Origin of the sequence: Pseudomonas sp. R62 (genome assembly GCF_000257605.1) — a bacterium.
Classification (GTDB): Bacteria; Pseudomonadota; Gammaproteobacteria; order Pseudomonadales; family Pseudomonadaceae; genus Aquipseudomonas; species Aquipseudomonas atacamensis.
Map to the genome: position 1 here is coordinate 1,800,627 of NZ_JH635999.1, position 1,226 is coordinate 1,801,852.

The 1,226-nt window shown below is 61.1% G+C and carries 1 protein-coding gene; it reads left to right on the plus strand.

Annotation, left to right across the window (positions count from 1 at the left end; genetic code table 11):
- The first annotated feature begins 324 nt into the window (after nt 1-324).
- Nucleotides 325-1,044: a FadR/GntR family transcriptional regulator gene (locus OQK_RS25985; RefSeq protein WP_016775009.1), complete on the plus strand. Its 720-nt coding sequence runs from the start codon at nt 325-327 to the stop codon at nt 1,042-1,044.
- The last annotated feature ends 182 nt before the right edge of the window (nt 1,045-1,226 follow it).

The window sequence follows — 1,226 nt, forward strand, 5'->3', positions numbered from 1 at the left end:
CGCAACAGTTGTTGGTGGGCGGTTATCGTCAGCTGTACATCGACCACGTGCTGCAGGCGGATCAGGGTTGCGACTTTGACTTCCTCGTCGGTTGCCGAGGCGCCGAGGTTCCGCGCCACTCCCATTAACACCCCACTGATCGTTCCCACGCTCCGCGTGGGAATGCAGCCCGGGACGCTCCGCGTCCCTTTCAGAGCTGGAACGCGGAGCGTCCCTTGAGGCATTCCCACGCAGAGCGTGGGAACGATCATTGCCTACCTCAAGATTGTGCCGTGCCTGCTATGATGCGCGGCATCTCCATCGCTCAGGATCGCGCCACTCCCCATGGATTACCGCAAACCTTCCGACCGTAAAAGCATGCACTCGCGCATCGTCCAGGAACTGGGCATGCAGATCGTCTCCGGACGCTTTTTGCCCGACGACAAACTGCCCGCCGAAGCCCTGCTGTGCGAGGAGTACGCGGTCAGTCGGCCGGTGTTGCGCGAAGCCACGCGGGTGCTGGTGGCCAAGGGTCTGGTGTATTCCAAACCGCGCGTCGGCACCGTGGTCAAGGCCCGCCGTGAGTGGCACATGCTCGACCCGGACGTGCTGCACTGGCTGATGCAGAGCAGCCCGCAGAATGAATTCTTCAACGTGCTGACCAGCGTGCGCAGCATCATCGAACCGGCAGCCGCCGCCCTCGCCGCTCAGCATGCGACTGATGCTGACATCGCCGCGATCAACGAAGCCTACCAACGCATGGAAGCCGCGCCGACCCCGGAAGCGCTGTTGCAGCCGGACCTGGACTTCCACAGCCGCATCGCCGATGCGACGCACAACGACCTGCTGGCGAACCTGTGCAACATGTTGGCGGTAGCGATTGCCGAGGCGTTGAAGCATTCCAATCAACGGCCGAATCTGCATGAACTGGCGTTGCCCAGGCACAAGGCGATTCTGACCGCGATCGAGAATCGTGATGCCCTGGGCGCCCGGCATGCGACGCTGGTGCAGTTGGATGATGCGCGCAGTGCGTTGAGTGTGGTGCTGGGCGCTGAGCTCACTTAGAGCAAAGTCAAAAGATCGCAGCCTTCGGCAGCTCCTACCTTGGAATGCGTTCCCCTGTAGGAGCTGCCGAAGGCTGCGATCTTTTGATCTTGATCACAAAAAAAGCCGCAACCCATCAAGGTTGCGGCTTTGTCGTTTCAGCCTGTCAGATCAGTGGGCAAACAGCGAATTGCCCTTCTGCC

Coding starts and splice junctions, on each gene's coding strand:
- OQK_RS25985 (WP_016775009.1), top strand. CDS start 325: ATGGATTACCGCAAACCTTCCGACCGTAAAAGCATGCACTCGCGCATC.